Origin of the sequence: Pseudomonas sp. S04 (genome assembly GCF_009834545.1) — a bacterium.
Taxonomy (GTDB): domain Bacteria; phylum Pseudomonadota; class Gammaproteobacteria; order Pseudomonadales; family Pseudomonadaceae; genus Aquipseudomonas.
In genome coordinates this window covers 5,049,834-5,065,645 of sequence record NZ_CP019427.1, presented here as the reverse complement: position 1 = coordinate 5,065,645, position 15,812 = coordinate 5,049,834, and the positions used below count along the sequence as shown (strand labels likewise).

The 15,812-nt window shown below is 62.3% G+C and carries 14 protein-coding genes; 5 read left to right on the top strand and 9 right to left on the bottom strand.

Annotated features, from left to right (window positions below; all coding sequences use genetic code 11):
* Positions 1-5: 5 nt before the first annotated feature.
* From PspS04_RS22520 to PspS04_RS22510, 3 genes are all read right to left on the bottom strand, one after another.
* On the bottom strand, positions 6-1,118 hold the full coding sequence (locus PspS04_RS22520) for an ABC transporter substrate-binding protein (RefSeq protein ID WP_095168908.1): 1,113 nt from the start codon (positions 1,116-1,118) through the stop codon (positions 6-8).
* 89 nt (positions 1,119-1,207) lie between these two features.
* Positions 1,208-2,299 carry an ABC transporter ATP-binding protein gene (locus PspS04_RS22515; protein WP_095168907.1) on the bottom strand — a complete coding sequence of 364 codons (1,092 nt, stop codon included), beginning with the start codon at positions 2,297-2,299 and terminating at the stop codon, positions 1,208-1,210.
* 186 nt (positions 2,300-2,485) lie between these two features.
* On the bottom strand, positions 2,486-3,391 hold the full coding sequence (locus PspS04_RS22510) for a LysR substrate-binding domain-containing protein (protein ID WP_095168906.1): 906 nt from the start codon (positions 3,389-3,391) through the stop codon (positions 2,486-2,488).
* A gap of 185 nt (positions 3,392-3,576) precedes the next feature.
* On the opposite strand from PspS04_RS22510, the gene PspS04_RS22505 reads away from it, so the two are divergent.
* From PspS04_RS22505 to PspS04_RS22495, 3 genes are read left to right on the top strand one after another with little or no spacing between them, the layout of a single operon-like run.
* On the top strand, positions 3,577-5,325 hold the full coding sequence (locus PspS04_RS22505) for an amidohydrolase (protein WP_159997859.1): 1,749 nt from the start codon (positions 3,577-3,579) through the stop codon (positions 5,323-5,325).
* A complete protein-coding gene (locus tag PspS04_RS22500; protein WP_159997857.1) occupies positions 5,322-6,251 on the top strand; it encodes a CobW family GTP-binding protein in 930 nt (309 codons plus the stop codon). Before PspS04_RS22505 ends, PspS04_RS22500 begins: the two co-directional genes overlap by 4 nt.
* Positions 6,251-7,006, top strand: coding sequence for a class II aldolase/adducin family protein (locus PspS04_RS22495; RefSeq protein WP_159998916.1), 756 nt, complete (start codon positions 6,251-6,253; stop codon positions 7,004-7,006). The genes PspS04_RS22500 and PspS04_RS22495 overlap by 1 nt, the downstream gene beginning before the upstream one ends.
* 554 nt (positions 7,007-7,560) lie before the next feature.
* Here PspS04_RS22495 and PspS04_RS22490 read toward each other — a convergent pair.
* Entirely contained in the window at positions 7,561-9,081 is a 1,521-nt protein-coding gene (locus PspS04_RS22490; protein WP_159997855.1) for a HAMP domain-containing sensor histidine kinase, read from the bottom strand.
* The gene (locus PspS04_RS22485) at positions 9,078-9,794 is read right to left on the bottom strand and encodes a response regulator transcription factor (RefSeq protein ID WP_159997853.1); all 717 of its coding nucleotides are present in this window, start codon (positions 9,792-9,794) and stop codon (positions 9,078-9,080) included. The genes PspS04_RS22490 and PspS04_RS22485 overlap by 4 nt, the downstream gene beginning before the upstream one ends.
* Positions 9,795-9,940: 146 nt before the next feature.
* Here PspS04_RS22485 and msrB point away from each other — a divergent pair, with 146 nt between their 5' ends.
* Positions 9,941-10,450, top strand: a complete 510-nt coding sequence (msrB, locus tag PspS04_RS22480; protein ID WP_095168901.1) for a peptide-methionine (R)-S-oxide reductase MsrB — start codon at positions 9,941-9,943, stop codon at positions 10,448-10,450.
* A 69-nt stretch (positions 10,451-10,519) separates the two neighbouring features.
* Positions 10,520-11,227: a peptide-methionine (S)-S-oxide reductase MsrA gene (gene msrA / locus PspS04_RS22475; RefSeq protein ID WP_159997851.1), complete on the top strand. Its 708-nt coding sequence runs from the start codon at positions 10,520-10,522 to the stop codon at positions 11,225-11,227.
* 6 nt (positions 11,228-11,233) lie between these two features.
* Here the strand turns inward: msrA and PspS04_RS22470 are convergent, their stop codons facing one another.
* The 4 genes from PspS04_RS22470 to PspS04_RS22455 form a co-directional block, all read right to left on the bottom strand.
* Positions 11,234-12,247 carry a sensor domain-containing diguanylate cyclase gene (locus PspS04_RS22470; RefSeq protein WP_159997849.1) on the bottom strand — a complete coding sequence of 338 codons (1,014 nt, stop codon included), beginning with the start codon at positions 12,245-12,247 and terminating at the stop codon, positions 11,234-11,236.
* A gap of 142 nt (positions 12,248-12,389) precedes the next feature.
* Positions 12,390-13,127, bottom strand: a complete 738-nt coding sequence (locus PspS04_RS22465; RefSeq protein WP_159997847.1) for a hypothetical protein — start codon at positions 13,125-13,127, stop codon at positions 12,390-12,392.
* Positions 13,120-13,737, bottom strand: coding sequence for a hypothetical protein (locus tag PspS04_RS22460; protein WP_095168897.1), 618 nt, complete (start codon positions 13,735-13,737; stop codon positions 13,120-13,122). The genes PspS04_RS22465 and PspS04_RS22460 overlap by 8 nt, the downstream gene beginning before the upstream one ends.
* A 242-nt stretch (positions 13,738-13,979) precedes the next feature.
* A protein-coding gene (locus PspS04_RS22455) for an IS3 family transposase (RefSeq protein ID WP_159993877.1) occupies positions 13,980-15,343 on the bottom strand; the annotation gives its coding sequence in 2 pieces (ribosomal slippage) (positions 13,980-14,878 and positions 14,878-15,343; 1,365 coding nt in all).
* Positions 15,344-15,812: the final 469 nt, after the last annotated feature.

Here is a 15,812-nt window from a genome sequence, read left to right as displayed (position 1 = left end):
ATGGCTCACTTGGACAGCCGCGTGAGGTACTGCTCCAGGGCGTTGGAGTAGTTATCGGCGTACCACTGGGCGTTGAGCGCGATCTGTTTTTTCAGGTTCTCTTCTGACGCGCAGTTGGCTTGCAGTTGTTCGGCCGACATCAGCTTCTCGGTCGCGCTGTTGGACGGCCCGTTACCCAGCAGTTCGAAGAGCTTGAGCTGGCCTTGCGGTTGCAGGGCATGCTGGATGAACTGCATCGCCGGCTGGCTGCCCGCCGGGTTGCCCGACAGCACGGCCCAACTGCTGGAGTTGATGAAGCCGTTGTCGAAGCTCCAGCGCACGCGGCCTTCGGTGTCTTCGCTGAGCAGCTTGGCGCGGGTGTGCCAGATAGCGCCCACCGAGACTTCGCCATCGACCATCAGTTGCTGGCTTTCGGCGCCCGAACTCCAGAACGACAGCACGTGGGGCTTGATCTCGTCGATCTTGTTCAGTGCGCGCACTACGTCCAGCGGGTAGAGCTGATCGGCCGGTACGCCGTCGGCCAGCAGCGCCGCTTCGAGCATGCCGTTCATCCACTTATAGAGGGTGCGTTTGCCAGGGAATTTCTTCACGTCCCAGAAATCGGCCCAGGTTTTCGGCCCGTTATCGCCGAACTTCTCGCTGTCCCAGGCCATCACGTAGCTGAACTGGTAGCTGGCGATCCCGTGGTCGGAGGCCAGTACCGGCGCCACCTGGTCACGCTTGATCACGTTGTAGTCCAGCGGCTGCAGGATCTTTTCCTTGCCCAGGACGATTGCGCTGTAGCTCTCGACGTCGACTACGTCCCAGCTGGGCTGACCGCTGGCCAGTTGCGAGCGGATCGCGCCCTCGGTGGGGCCGGCGCCGTCGATGCGCACCTGGATTCCGGTGTTCTTGGTGAAGGTGTCGGTCCAGGCCGAGCGGAAGGCGGTCAGTGCGTCGCCGCCCCAGTTGACCACCACCAGCGGCTTGTCGGCCGACCAACTGATACCGCTGCGCAGCGCCAGAGGCACTGCCGCCAACAGGCCCATGGCCTGGATAAAGGTGCGTCGGTTGATCTGCCCGCCACGGGCCTTTTCGATAAGCACTTCAATACAGTCGCGTTGATGATCCTGGCTCATGGGCAAGTCCTCAGATGGCGGGTGTCCGTTGGGACAAGGGCCTATTGTTGTCGTTAGGAGAGAGCTTTGTGACGCACGTAATTCAGGGGTCAGGCTTGCAGCAGGAAGCTTTGCTGGACCGGCCAGCTCAGCCACACCGGGGCGCCGCTGGGCATCAGGGCCCCCGGATGATTACCGGGAACCGAGAGGTTGATCGGCAGGGCATCGCCCCCGACCGTCAGCGACAGGTGAGTGCTGGAACCCTGGTAGACCTTGTCGGTGAGTTGCGCCGGGATCACGTTGTAGCCGTCGCGGTTCGGGCGTTCGCTGTGCAGGTCCATGTGTTCGGGACGCACCGCCAGCACGCTCGGCTGTTTGCTCAGGGGCGCGGGGGCCTGGGCGTGCAGCAGGTTGTCGCCACAGCGGCCGCTGGCGGTCGGGCCGTTGCGGGTCAGGTCCAGCAGCGGGAACAGGTTCATCTTGCCAAGGAACTCGGCGACAAACCGGCTCTCGGGGCGGTTGTAGATGTTTTCCGGAGTGTCGACCTGGGTCAGCTTGCCGTGGTTGAAAATCGCGATGCGCGATGACAGCGCCAGGGCTTCGTTCTGGTCGTGGGTGACGAACACGAAGCTGGTGCCGACCTGGCGGTGGATGCGTTGCAGTTCGGTCTGCAGCTGTTCGCGCAGGTTCTTGTCCAGTGCCGACAGGGGCTCGTCGAGCAGCAGCAGGTCCGGTTCGAACACCAGCGCCCGGGCAATCGCCACGCGCTGTTGCTGGCCGCCGGACATTTCGGCGGGCTTCTTGTGCATGTGCGCGCCGAGGCCGACCACTTCGAGAATGTGCTTGACCCGACGCTGGCGTTCTTCGGCGGCGACTTTGCGGATGCGCAGCGGGTAGGCCACGTTGTCCGCCACCGTCATGTGCGGGAACAGCGCATACCCCTGGAACACCATGCCGTAGTTACGTTTTTCCGCCGAGCGCTTGATGATGTCGACGCCCTGTTCCATCAACTTGCCGGACGTCGGGCTGAGGAAGCCCGCGAGGATCATCAGCAAGGTGGTCTTGCCCGAACCGGAAGGCCCCAGCAACGTCAGGAACTCGCCTTGGCGAACGTCCAGGTCGACGTTATCCAGCGCTGCGAAGCGACCGTAATACTGGCTGATACCTTGTGCGCTGAGCTGAATCGCTGAACCGCTGGACACGATGGAGTTCCTCTTTTTATTGCCCATAAGACGTACGAGGACGGATGCAAATCCGAAATGGGCTTTGGGTTTATTATTGTTAAAAGTATCGCTACATCAATGGAATTATTTTGTGGGTATTGGTTAGTAAAATTACTCAATTACCCGCTGACTCCGCCCTATGAAAGAGCGGAGTTTGCCGCCACGTCAGAGGGTGTCTTGCCAGGTCTGGTGCGAGGATTGCAACTGAGTCTTGACCCAACTGCTAAAGGCCTGGACCACCCGCCGCTCGGCTTTTTGCGGGTCGGTTGCCAGGTAGTAGCCGCGGTGCAGGTCGATGGTGATGTCGAACGGGCGCACCAACAGTCCCTTGGACAGCGCGTCGCCGCTGATCAGGTTGTCGCCGATGGCGATGCCCTGGCCGGCAATGCACGCCGACTGCGCGCAGTGGGCGTCGGAGAACAGGATTCCGCTCATGGCATTGACGCCCGAGGCACCGGCGGCGGTCAGCCAGACGCGCCAGTCCGAGTAGTCGGTCATGTGCAGCAGCGGGTAGGCGCTGAGTTCCTGCGGGTTCTTCAGGCCGCTCAAGGCGTTGATCAGGCGCGGGCTGCACACCGGGAAAAAGCGTAGCGCGACGATTTCCTCGACGTGCATTTCTGGCCAGTCGCCAATGCCGTAGGCGATAAACAGGTCGACGTTGGTGTTGTGGGTGTCGTCCGGCGACTTGGGGGAGATCAGCTGCAACTGCACCTGCGGGTACTGGCGCAGGAACGCGCCAATGTGGTGGCACAGCCAGTAAGTGGCGAACCCCGGCGCGCAGCTGACACACAGCCGTCCCGAGACTTCCTGGTCGTCAACCGGCTGGCCGGCGTCGAGCAGGTTCAACAAAATCCCATGCACTTCGCGGGCATAACGCTCGCCCTGGTAGGTCAGGCCGATCCCGCGGCCGATGCGCTCGGTCAGGGCAAACCCCACGCACTCTTCCAGCTTGCTGATCTGGTGGCTGATGGCGCTGCGGGTCAGGTTCAGTTCGCGGGCGGCGACCGACACGCTGCCCAGCCGGGCCACCGCATCCAGAGCCCGCAGGGCTGTCATCGAAGGAAAGCGCATAAAGAATCCTGTCTTTAAGGGAGCTGAGTGTTGAATCGTATGGTGACGTAAATCGAACGATTAAGCCAAAAAAAATCGATTGTTGTATTGGTTGATTCAACAATACTAGTGCCATTCGTCAGGGTCACCGAAGCCAAACGTGCGCGGAAGACCCTTCACCCGCACTGAACTCGAAGGTGGCTTGCATGGCTGAGTCCGACAACTTTTCCTCTACCCATTCTGCGCAAGGGACCTATGCCGACCTGATCCTTGGCAACGGTCGCATCTATACCCAGAACCCTGCGCAGCCCTGGGCTGAGGCCGTGGCCATTCGCGGCGGCAAGTTGGTGGGGGTTGCCAGCCTGGCCGAGCTGCAAGGGTTCAAGGGCCCGAACACCCTGGTGCATGACCTGCAGGGCGCCTTCTGCATGCCGGGCCTGCACGACATGCACACCCACCCTGACCTGGCCCTGGCCCCGCGCTACAGCGACGACCTGGATGTCGGCATCGAAGACCCGACCCCGGAACAGTTGCGCGCGAGCATCCTGGCCTATGCCGAGGCCCACCCCGGCGACGGTTGGATCTATGGGCAGTACTGGGTGCGCTACACCTTCCGCGAAGCCGGCCTGACCCCGGGCCGGGCGTGGCTCGACAGCGTCATGCCGGATCGCCCGGTGGCCCTGCTCGATCGCATGTGGGGCACCATGATGGTCAACTCCAAGGCCCTGGAACTGGCGGGCATCGACCGCCATACCGCCGACCCGCGCAACGGCTACCTGGAGCGCGACGAACTGAGCGGCGAACCCAACGGCCTGATGATCGACGGTGCCTACGCGATGATCCACGCCGCCATGCCGCCGACCCCGGTCAGCGTGCTGCGCCGCGCCTACCGTGATGGGGTGCATTTCCAGAGCTCGCGTGGCGTCACCGCGAGCAAATACGTACACGTCTGCGAGCAACGCCTGCAGGCGCTGAAAGAGCTGGACGACAGCGGCGAACTGACGGTGCGCATTGAAGCCGCCATCAGTTGGCAGGACGACATCTTCCCGGTGCGTCGCCGCTGGGAGCTGCTCAGTGGTGAGCGTCACTACTACCGCAGCGCGCGCCTGAGCGCCAACGCGGTGAAATTCCACTTCGACGGCACCGTGGAGCCGAAGTCCTCGTACCTGCTGACCCCCTGGCCAGAAGAGTCGAGCTGGCGCGGCAAGCTCAACCTGACCCCCGAGCACATCACCGACATGGTGGTGGACATGGACAGCCGCGGCATCCGCGTCATCGCCCACTGCACCGGTGACGGCGCTTCCGATGTGTTCCTCGATGCCGTCGCCGAGGCCCGGCGGCGCAACGGCTTCAGCGGTGTGCGCCACCAGTGCGCCCACAGCACCTTGCTGCACCCTGGCAACCTGCCGCGCTTCAAGGAACTCAACGTGATCGCCGAATTCTCCCCTGCGGCCTGGTACCCGACGCCATTCGCCAGCGGCGCACGTTCGGGCTACGGCCAGGAGCGGCTCAAGCGCATCTACGATTTCAAGGGCGTGCTCGAAGCCGGCGGCACTGCGGTGATGGGCACCGACTGGCCGGTGGCGTCCATCGACCCGTGGCTGGCGCTGGAAACCATGGTCACCCGGCAAAACCCGTGGAACGACGATCCGTCCTGCTTCGGCGATCCGATCAGCCTCGAGCAGGCGCTGAACGTGATCACCCTCAATGGTGCCGTAGCCATGGGCCTGGAGCAGTCGACCGGCAGCCTGGAAGTCGGCAAATCGGCGGACTTGATCGTCATCGACCGCGACCTGTTTGCCCAGCCGGCGCGCAATTACATCCACCAGACCCAGGTGCTGTTGACCTTCGTCGACGGGCAACTGGTCTATGACCGCAACGGCGCACTGGCCGACGCCGGCCTCAAGGCCGTGTGGACAGGTGAGCCACCGGTGCTGGAGGGCAAGGCCCAATGAACCCTCAACGCATCGCGGTGACCGTGGTCTCGGGGTTTCTCGGGGCCGGCAAGACCACCTTGCTCAACCGCATGGTGCGCCGCGCCGAAGGCAGTCGGTTGGCGGTGATCGTCAATGATTTTGGTGAGCTGAACATCGATGCGGCGATCGTTTCCGAGGTCACCGATGCGGTGTACAGCCTGCAGAACGGCTGCATCTGCTGCACGGTGCAGGAAGACCTGCTGGCGCAGTTGAGCAGCCTTGCGCAATTGCAGCCACGGCTGGAGCGCATCGTCATCGAGTGCAGCGGGGTATCCGATCCACAGCGCATCGTGCAGACCCTGGCCTACCCGCAACTGCGCAGCCAGATGCAACTGGACATGGTGATCACCGTGGTCGATGCCACCGGTCATCTGCAGCTCGACGGCGAGTACGCCCGCCTGGCCCGGGCGCAAGTGGCGGCGGCCGACCTGCTGCTGTTGAACAAGACCGACCTGGTGGACGCCGTCCAACTGCAAGCCTTGCGCGACGCGTTGGGTCTGCGGACCCGGATCCACGAAAGCGTCCAGGCGCAGCTGCCCGACGCGCTGTGGCTGGATTCGGACCTGGACCTGCAGACGCGCGCGCTCAAACCCTTGACCCTGGTTGCCAGTGACGACCACGGTGAAATGTTCAGCAGCTTTCTCTGGCAGAGCCCAACGCCCTTGAACGTCGAGCGCCTGCGCGGCTGGTTGCAGGCGTTGCCCCGCGATGTGTTTCGGGTCAAGGGCCTGGTGCTGCTGGATCAGGGCACCAAGGCGCACTGGCTGCAACACGTCGGCACCCGTAGCCAGTTCCTTGCCGCCACCGACGAGGCCCAGGCCACGGGCTCGCGCCTGGTGTTCATCGGCCGCCGCGGCTTCAGCGGCTGGGACGCGCTGGTCGAGGGCTTGGAGCAGTGCCAGTGATCAACCCGACCGAACAGCAATTGCGTGAGGAGTTGGCGGCCTGCTACCGCTTGATCGCGCACTTTCGCATGACCGACCTGATCTTCACTCACATCTCGGTGCGCCTGCCGGGGCCTGAACATCATTTCCTGATCAACCCTTATGGGTTGATGTTCGACGAAATCAGCGCCTCGAACCTGGTCAAGATCGGGCTCGACGGACGTGCGGTGGAGGACAGTCCCTACCCGGTCAATCCGGCCGGTTTCGTGATCCACAGCGCCCTGCACGCGGCCCGCGAGGACGCCCAGTGCGTGCTGCACACCCACACCCGGGCTGGCTGTGCGGTGGCGGCGCTGGCCTGCGGATTGTTGCCGGTGAATCAGATGTCCATGGAGTTCTATGGCCGTGTTGCCTATCACGATTACGAAGGCATCGCCCTGGACCTGGCCGAGCAAGCGCGGCTGGTGGCGGACATGGGCGACAAGCCCGTGCTGATGCTGCGCAACCACGGTCTGTTGACTGTCGGCAGCAGCGTGGCCCAGGCGTTCCTGCGCATGTACTACCTGGAAAAGGCCTGCGACATTCAGTTGGCCGCCCAAGCCTGCGGTGACCTGGTACTGCCTCCGACAGCGGTCTGCGAACACACCGAACGCCAGTTCAACCAGCCGCAGCGCCCCTTGGCCGCAGGCGAACTGAGTGATCCGGACGCCCTGGACCTGGCCTGGAAAGCCCTGCTGCGCCTGCTCGACCGAGTGGCGCCCGGCTACCGCGACTGACTGCAGGTATCTGTGGGCACCACAAAACCATCGTGGGAGCGGGCTTGCCCGCGATGAGGCCGGCACATTCAATATCCATGGCGCCTGACACACCACCATCGCGAGCAAGCTCGCTCCCACAGGGTTTGTGGCGTGTATGCGGGATCTGTGGGCACCACAAATCCATTGTGGGAGCGGGCTTGCCCGCGATGAAGCCGGCACATCCAGTATCCATGGCGCCTGACACACCGCCATCGCGAGCAAGCTCGCTCCCACAGGGTTTGTGGCGTGTATGCGGGATCTGTGGGCACCACAAATCCATTGTGGGAGCGGGCTTGCCCGCGATGAGGCCGGCACATTCAGTATCCATGGCGCCTGACATACCGCCATCGCGAGCAAGCTCGCTCCCACAGGGTTTGTGGCGTGTATGCGGGATCTGTGGGCACCCAGAGCCATCGTGGGAGCGGGCTTGCCCGCGATGAGGCCGACACATTCAATATCCATGGCGCCTGACATACCGCCATCGCGAGCAAGCTCGCTCCTACAGGGCTGGCGATGCAGTCGCCTCTGGTCCGTCAGGCCTGTCCCGGTGTATTGAGGTTCATCGAGCGCACTGCCAGGGCCGTGGCCGTTGCTTCGTCCACCGCCAGGGAAAAGCACAGGGTCGCGCCCTGGCCGGGGACATCCAGCAGCCGTACCTGGCGCCCATGCAGTTCGAGGATCCGCTGCACAATCCGCAAGCCCAAGCCACCATCGCGCCGTGCGCCGCCAATATTGAACGGACGCAGGAACAACCCTTCGCGCAGTTCGGCGGCGATCCCCGGGCCGCTGTCGCTGACGGTGATTTCGACAAACTTGCCCTGAGGCTCCAGGCGGATCTCGACCACCCCACCGACTGGGGTATAGCGCAGGGCGTTGTCGAACAGGTTGGTCAGCACCCGTTCGATCAATCCGAGGTCGGCGCACACCCCCGACACGCTCGGCGCAAAACTGGCCTTGAGTTGCACATGCCGGGCCTCGGCGTTCAGCTCGAATTTCTGGAAAATGTCCTGCACCAGGTCGGTCAGGGAAAAACGCTCCAGCACCGGCTGGACAAAACCGTGCTCCAGGCGCACCAGTTCCAGCAGCGATTGCGCCAAGCCACCGACCTTGCGGCTCTGGTCCAGGGCGATGCCCAGGTAACGCCGGCGTTCGTCCGGGGTCAGGCTGGCGTCCTTGAGCGACAGGGTTTCCAGGTAGCCATGCAACGAAGCCAAAGGCGTGCGCAGGTCGTGGGAAATGTTCGCCACCAGCTCACGGCGCTCCTGGTCCTGGCGGGTCAGGGAGCGCCATTGTTCGCCCAGGCGGTTCTGCATCTGCCGGAACGCGGCAGCGAGTACGGCAATTTCGTCCTGGCTGGTGGGCGGCTCCACAGGGGCGGGGGCGGGCGCCGTGGTGGGGATGCCGTCGATGTCGAATCTCTTCACGCTGTCGGTCAGGCGCCGCAGGGGCCGGGTGATCAGGGTGAACGCAGTCAGGCCGGCAATCAGGCACAGCAACGCCACCAGGCCAATCGACCATAGGGCGGTGTTCAGCGCCGCACTGGTGGCGCCGCGCGCGGCCAAGCGATCACGTTCTTCGCTGAGCAGCACCACATACAAATAACCGGCCTGCTGGCCGTTGACCTTGAGCGGCGCGGCGCTGAATACCTTGCGCCCGTCGAGGCTGCGCGGGTCGTCGCCGAGAATCGGCAGGGTCTCGTCGTTGAGCAAGCGCTGCAATGGCGCCAGGTCAACCTGTTCACGGCGCAGATGGCCCTCGGGCGCGGCATCGCCGATCACCCGGCCCTGGTTGTCCAGCAGGTACACCTCGACACTCGGGTTGACCAGCATCAGTTGGCTGAACAGGCCACGCAGGGCTTCGGGTTTCAGGCCGTTGGCATCCATCAACTGAGTGTCGCGGGCGATGTGCTGCGCCAGGTCGCGGGACAAGCCTTGCACCACCTCCAGCTCGTGCATCTGGTTGGCGCGCACCTGCATCCACACCGAGCTGCCACTGCAGATCAGCAGGAGCAAGGCGAACACCAGCGACAGGCGTTGGCTCAGGGTCAGCCTCATGTCGGCTCCTGCGCGCTGGCGAATTTATAGCCGCGGCCCCAGACCGTGAGAATGCGCACCGGCTGCGCCGGATCGGCCTCGATCTTGGCGCGCAGGCGGTTGATGTGGGTATTGACCGTGTGTTCGTAGCCTTCGTGGCTGTAGCCCCATACCGCATTGAGCAGGTCCATGCGCGAGAACACTTTGCCCGGTTGGCGGGCAAAGAAATACAGCAGGTCGAACTCGCGTGGCGTCAGGTCCAGGCGTTTGCCGTGCAGTGTCACTTCGCGGGTGATCGGGTCGATGAATAGGCCGTCGCTGCTGAGGCTGCCGGCGTCCATCTTCAGATTGCGCGCCATGGCATCGACCCGGCGTAGCAGGGCCTTGACCCGGGCCACCAGTTCGAGCATGGAAAACGGCTTGGCCAGGTAGTCGTCGGCACCCAGTTCCAGGCCGAGGATGCGGTGCATTTCGCTGGAGCGTGCACTGGTGATGATGATCGGCGTGTAGCGCGCCATGGCGCGGGCGCGGCGGCAGATTTCCAGGCCGTCGACACCGGGCAGCATCAGGTCGAGGACCAGCGCGTCCCAGTTGCCCTGTTCGAGCAGGCGCAAGCCCTGGTTGCCATCGGCGCTGTGCACCACCTCGAAGTGTTCGTCGCGCAGGTGCAGGCAGATCAGGTCGGCGATGTGGCTGTCGTCCTCGACCACCAGGACACGTTTAGGCTGGTCCATAAAGCTCCGATCCGGTTGCGTAGTGCGGCCATTGTGCGGCTTTTCCCGACGCTCAGTTATCACGAATTGTTTAACAGTGCGTGAGGATTTGGCGATCACCTCAAGCCTAGGCTGTGTTCCAGAAAACACAGTGAAGGAGAGGAACCATGTACTCACGGCGACAGTTTCTTCTGGCCGGCGGCGGGCTGGGTGTTGCGGCGCTGGTGGCCGGGGTCTTGACCCGGCGGGTGGCGCCCCCGGCGTTGATCGGTGCGGCGCAGGCGGCCGAGACTTTCGAGGTCAGCCACAGCGAGGCCCAATGGCGCGCCCTGCTGAGCCCCGAGCAGTACCACATCCTGCGGGAGGAGGGCACCGAACGCGCCTACAGCAGTGCACTGAACGACGAGCATCGGGACGGCACCTTTGCCTGCGCCGGCTGCGAGCTGGCGCTGTTTACCTCAAGCCGCAAGTTCGACAGCCACACCGGCTGGCCCAGTTTCTGGGCACCGCTGCCCAACGCCGTGGCCACCCGCCAGGACCGCAGCTTCGGCGTGCTGCGCGAAGAGGTGCATTGCCGGCGTTGTGGCGGGCACCTGGGCCATGTGTTCGACGACGGCCCGCCACCGACCGGACTGCGTTACTGCATGAATGGCCTGGCCATGACCTTTGCCGCCTGACCCCGGGCTTTTACCTCGGTCAGTGGCCGCACCGCCAGCCGCAAAATTTCCCCATCAGGAGTACCTACCATGAATCGCCGATTGACCTGGCGTCACACCTTGTTCGGCCTGGCGCTTGCCGGCGTGGTCGGGCAGTGCCTGGGCTTTTCCCTGGGCGCGAGCGAAGAAGCAGTCGTCCTGGCAGCGCCAGTGGTCGACGAAGTGCCGAACACTGCGAGCGAAACCGCGGTGTTCGCCGGTGGTTGTTTCTGGGGCGTGCAGGGGGTGTTCCAGCACGTCAAAGGGGTGACCAGTGCGGTGTCCGGCTACGCCGGGGGCTCGGCCGAAACAGCCCGCTACGAACGTGTCGGCGAGGGCGATACCGGCCACGCCGAAGCGGTACGAGTGACCTTCGACCCGGCCCAGGTCAGCTACGGCAGCTTGCTGCAGATCTATTTTTCGGTGGCCCATAACCCCACTGAGCTCAACCGCCAGGGGCCGGACCGTGGCACCCAGTATCGTTCGGCACTGTTCGTGGAGGATGCCCGGCAACAAAAGGTCGCCCAGGCCTACATCGCCCAGCTGGACGCGGCCCATGCCTTCAACGCACCGATTGTGACCAGCATCGAGCGCGACAGCGGTTTTTACCCGGCGGAGGATTACCATCAGGACTTTCTGACCGAGCACCCCAACCACCCCTACATCGTGATCAACGACCTGCCGAAAGTGGCACAGCTCAAACAGCTGTACCCGCAGCGGTATTCGGCGCAACCGGTGTTGGTGAAGGCCGGGAACTAGCCCGGCTCATCCGGAGATCACATTTTTGCCGACGATCTTCGAGCGGTACAACGCCTGGTCGGCGCGGGCCAGCAGGCCGGTCTTCTGTTCGTCGGCGAAGCGCTCGACCACGCCAAAGCTCATGGTCACCTGGTAGTCACCTACAGGGGCCAGGCTTTCCAGTTCAAACCGAATGGTTTCGGCCAGGACCTGGGCGGTGGTGACGGGGGTATTGGGCAGCAGCATGATGAACTCGTCGCCGCCCCAGCGGGCCAGCAAGTCGCCTTCGCGCACGCAGCGCTTGATGGTTTCCACCACGTGCACCAATGCCGCATCACCCAGGGCATGGCCGTAATGGTCATTGATGACTTTGAAATCATCGATGTCCATGGCGATCAGCGACAGCGGCTGGCGAAATCGCTCGGCGCGTTCGCATTCCAGGGGCAGGGCGGTTTCCAGGCGGTAGCGGTTGGCGATGCCGGTGAGGCTGTCGCTCTCCGCCAGCTTGCGGTTCTCCTGCAACTGCACCTGCAACTGTTGATTGACTCGCGACAGCTCGCGGGTGCGTTCGTCGATGATCGCTTCCAGGGACTTGTTGCGTTGCTCCAGTTGCTCCACCAGGCGCTGCTTGTCTTCAATGCTGCGATGGGCGCCGATCATCCGCGCGACCGAGCCATCGGCGTTGCGCGCGACCACATAGCCGTGGTCTTCGATCCGGGTGTAGGAGCCGTCCTGCATGCGGCAGCGGTATTGCGCCAGGTAACGCGGCGAGCGCTGCTGTAGATGGTCATCGAACAGTTGCATCACCCGGGGGAAATCTTCCGGGTGGATCAGGTTTTCCCAGGTCAGCACACTGTTTTCCAGGCCGTGGGGGGCGTAGCCAAGCATTGCGTACCAGCCACGGTTGCGGTAGACGAAGCCGGTGTTGGCGTTCCAGTCCCAGATGCCATCGCTGGTCAGGTCGAGAATCGCCTGCAGCATGTCTTCATTGAGGTCCACCGGATGGACCTGTAATGGCTCGAATTCAGACGCATCCCCCATGATCGCTCTCCCTGCTGTGCTAATGCCGAAGTGGCCCCTGCGCCGCTGAGACTAGCCCAAGGTACAGTGCCGCTCCAGTGCCGGAAGTCGCCGCGCAGGTGTAGCCTTCTGAGGCTACATCTCGAAAAGTAGCCTCAGGAGGCTACAGTGCCAGGATCCGCGTCACCGCCAGCCCGATGGCGATACTCATGGTGAAACTCAACAAGGTGCCCAGCAGCACGTATTCGCTCAGTGAGCGGACCTTGGCCCCCTGGATTTCATTGAAGCGCAGGATGCTTTTGGCGGTGATCAGGAAACCCACGGCCTCCCATTGCTGCAACAGGACGAAGGTCAGGATCAACACCCGCTCCAGATTGCCAATCAGCGCACCGGCATTGGCCAGTGAGCCGAGCTTGTCGACTTCCCTGATCCACGGGGCGAGGGCGGCCCCGATCAAGCTGGAAGTGGGGCGCAACACCAGCAGGTAGGCCAGGGCGATCAACAGGTTTGGCGGGCTCACCAGTCCCCTCAACCAGGCGTGCCAGGGCAGCGCGGCACCCTCGATCACGGCCCAGACCCCGAGGATCGCCAGCACGCATAGTCCCTGCTCCAGGATAAAACGGCGCACCGGATGGGGCGCGGGCCGCGGTAGTAATCCATGCAGCGCCGCTCGTGCCACGGCCAGCGACAGCGCGATCAGTGCAGCCCAGGGGAGCGGGTTGGCAGTCAGCGCCAGCGCGCTAAAGTAGCCCAGCCCGGCGACCGCGACATAGCCCGTCAGCGCCCGCGCTCGGTGTAAGCCGGTGGCAGCATCGCTGAACCAGCGTTTCCACGGCAGGGAGAAGTCGGCCAGCACATGGATCAGTAGCAGTATCAGCAACAGGGTGCTCGGCTCAGCCATGTTGCAACTCCTCGATCCACTGGTGGGTGCGTTCCAGGAAACGATCGAGCAATCGTGCCTGGGCCCGTTGCAAGGCCTTGTTGACCGTGACCCGGGATTTGCCCAGGTAGTGGGCGGTACTCGATTGATCGCCCTGGCTGGTCAGGTGTACGCCGTAGGTCTGGGCCTCCACCTGGGTCCATTGCTCGATGATGGCGCCGACAAACTCGGTCACCAGCTCTGTGCGCTCGAGAAACTGCCCGTCGCTGCTGAAAACCCCCAGGGTCGATTTTTTCATGCTGTCCAGGCCTTGCCCGGAAAGCACAAAGACTTCGCCGTAGCCTTGGTCTGCTTGCGCCGTTCCGAGGCCGATGGCGACCCGGGCGTCCCAACGCTCGCCTTTGGGACTGGCGGCAATCAGCCCGGCCCGCAAGGCCAGCGCACAGTCGAAGGCCAGCGCCGGTTGCCCGAGCACCAGTTGAAAGCCATCGCCACGGAAGGTTTCAGCGCTGGCGCCGTAGCGCTCACTCAAGGTCGCCAGCACTGCTGCAAGCCCCTCGATGTACGCCAGGGTGTCGTGGGAGTGCTGGGAATGAATCAGATCGCCGGTCAGGACTGCCTTGATCGTCATGCAGGTGCCTAGAGGAAAGACGTAGTGCTTAAAAGTAGCCTCTAAAGGCTACATTTGCAAAAGTAGCCTTTGGAGGCTAATCCATAATGTGATTCGACTACGCGCTGTTGTAGGAGCAAGGCTTGCCCGCGTGGCGGCCTCTGGGGTGTTGGATTAGGCGGAGTACATATCCATTTTTGCGGTAACGGCCTCCTATGGTTCCGCCTGACGTGAACTGCCCCCCGAAAGTTGGACAGGGGACGCTATTGATTTAATGCCTGGGTCCGAAATTGTACCGGGCTCAAGCCATTCAGTCTGAGGCTTATGCGGTCTTGGTTGTAGTAGGCGATGTAATCCTCTATGCCTGATGCCAGCTGCTCCACACTCTCAAATGATTCCAGATAGAAAAACTCGCTCTTGAGCGTGCCGAAAAAGCTTTCCATGGCGGCATTGTCCAAGCAATTACCCTTGCGCGACATGCTCTGCTCGATGCTCTTTTCGGCCAGCATGTGTCGGTAGGTAGGCTGCCTGTACTGCCAACCCTGGTCAGAGTGCAGTATCGGTTTGTCCCCTTGATTCAGTCGCCCGAAGGCCTTTTCCAGCATCGTCGAAACCATCCTGAACTCGGGACGTCGGTTGATCTGGTAAGCCAGGATCTCGCCGTTGTACAAATCCATGAGAGGCGAAAGAAACAGTTTCTGCCCCTTCACCTTGAACTCCGTCACGTCGGTTGCCCATTTCTGGTTAGGGGCTTCTGCCTTAAATTCGCGCTTTAGTAGATCAGGCGCAACAAGCCCTTCAGCACCTCGGTAAGAGCGATATTTCTTCACTTTGACCAACGACTTGAGGCCCATCATCTGCATCAGCCGATGCACCTTCTTGTGATTGATCAACTCACCACTGTTTCCAAGGGTTGCGGTGATACGGCGGTAGCCGTAACGCCCCTTATGCCCGTGATAGACGCTGCGGATGCGATCTTTAAGGTCGGCATGCTTGTCGGTTAGCAGTGTTTTGCTTTGATAATAGAAGGTACTGCGTGCAAGTCCCGCAGCACGTAGCAACAGAGCAAGTGGATACTCATGCCTCAATCCTTGGACGGACTGCGTTTTTTTGGCTGCGCAGTACGGGGATCCGCTTGGATTAAGGCATCGAGCTTTTTTAGATAGGCATTCTCCGCGCGCAGATAGGCCAGTTCTGCGAGCATTTGTTCAGAGGTCAGCTCTGCGTCCGCAGGAAGAACAGGACTTGCTTTGGGTTGCCTAGAAGGTTTGCGGGGCATGCTGGACTCTTTAAGACGATGCGGTTGTAGTGCTTCTACACCGCCTTCATCGTACAGCTTTCGCCACTGCCTGATACTACTTGGACCACGGATATCAAACCGTATACAGGCCTGTTGGTCCGACAGTCCATCTTGTTCGATGCACTGCAAAACCTTCAATTTAAACTGGGCATCGTAATGGCTGTACTTGGCAATCAAGCCAGAGGCACCGTGTTTTTCAAAACCCTTGATCCAGCGCCGCAGCAGCGATGGACTCAAGCCATGCTTGAGGGCCACCTCATGAACGCTACTGGCAGACAAACACTCTTCAATCAGTGATTGCTTGAGTGCTAGGTTGTATTTCGTCATGGAACACCCTCCCGAGGGGTCAGGTGTCCAACATTCGGGGGGCAGTTCAACGGCGGCTCACTTTTGAGAAGCGCAAAAGTAAGCAAAACGCTCTTGCCCCACCACTCGGCACCTCGCTTAGGCTCGGTGTGCCCTCACGCAGGCTTGAATCCGTGGGCCGCCGCCACGCGCCATCCATGGCGCGGGGCGGCTAACCCGGCGTCCTGCCGGGTTACCCACGGCTTCAAGCCTGCGTTCGGCCAGCGTGGTTAACGGGGCGCCCAGGATCAAAAGCCAAAGCCAAAGCCAGATCAAAAGATGGCTGACTTCGTCAGCGTCTTAGGAAGTAGAAGCTACACCGCGCATGCCCTAGCGATCAGGTCGGCTTTTAGGCCGCCTCGCTTTGTTTTTGATTCTGGGCGCCCGTTAACCACGCTGGCCGGAATCCGATATTGATTTGGGGGGTAAACCGGCAGGACGCCGGTTTAGC

Coding starts and splice junctions, on each gene's coding strand:
- PspS04_RS22520 (WP_095168908.1), bottom strand. CDS start 1,118: ATGAGCCAGGATCATCAACGCGACTGTATTGAAGTGCTTATCGAAAAG.
- PspS04_RS22510 (WP_095168906.1), bottom strand. CDS start 3,391: ATGCGCTTTCCTTCGATGACAGCCCTGCGGGCTCTGGATGCGGTGGCC.
- PspS04_RS22505 (WP_159997859.1), top strand. CDS start 3,577: ATGGCTGAGTCCGACAACTTTTCCTCTACCCATTCTGCGCAAGGGACC.
- PspS04_RS22500 (WP_159997857.1), top strand. CDS start 5,322: ATGAACCCTCAACGCATCGCGGTGACCGTGGTCTCGGGGTTTCTCGGG.
- PspS04_RS22490 (WP_159997855.1), bottom strand. CDS start 9,081: ATGAGGCTGACCCTGAGCCAACGCCTGTCGCTGGTGTTCGCCTTGCTC.
- PspS04_RS22485 (WP_159997853.1), bottom strand. CDS start 9,794: ATGGACCAGCCTAAACGTGTCCTGGTGGTCGAGGACGACAGCCACATC.
- msrB (WP_095168901.1), top strand. CDS start 9,941: ATGTACTCACGGCGACAGTTTCTTCTGGCCGGCGGCGGGCTGGGTGTT.
- msrA (WP_159997851.1), top strand. CDS start 10,520: ATGAATCGCCGATTGACCTGGCGTCACACCTTGTTCGGCCTGGCGCTT.
- PspS04_RS22470 (WP_159997849.1), bottom strand. CDS start 12,247: ATGGGGGATGCGTCTGAATTCGAGCCATTACAGGTCCATCCGGTGGAC.
- PspS04_RS22465 (WP_159997847.1), bottom strand. CDS start 13,127: ATGGCTGAGCCGAGCACCCTGTTGCTGATACTGCTACTGATCCATGTG.
- PspS04_RS22460 (WP_095168897.1), bottom strand. CDS start 13,737: ATGACGATCAAGGCAGTCCTGACCGGCGATCTGATTCATTCCCAGCAC.